This window comes from Corynebacterium sp. HMSC062E11, from assembly GCF_001811845.1.
Taxonomy (GTDB): domain Bacteria; phylum Actinomycetota; class Actinomycetes; order Mycobacteriales; family Mycobacteriaceae; genus Corynebacterium; species Corynebacterium hesseae.
On the sequence record NZ_KV806826.1, the window covers coordinates 1 to 238 of the forward strand.

Annotated in this window: 1 protein-coding gene; it reads left to right on the plus strand. The window is 55.0% G+C overall.

What is annotated here, in order from left to right:
- The coding region (locus HMPREF2822_RS09640; protein ID WP_198530975.1) for a hypothetical protein at nt 1-238 on the plus strand (238 nt) is incomplete at both ends.

Below are 238 nucleotides of genomic sequence, written 5' to 3' on the forward strand. Positions count from 1 at the left end.
CCGATACCGATGGTGATGGCGTCAACGATGGTGACGAAGTCAATCGGACTGACAAGGATGGCAACCCGGCTCCGACGGATCCGAATAGCCCAGACACCGATGGTGACGGCATCAATGATGGTGACGAGAAGAAGGACGGCACTGATCCGAAGTCCAAGGATTCTGATGGCGATGGCCTGACAGATGATAAGGAAAAGGAGCTTGGCACCGATCCGAATAAGGCTGACACCGACGGTGA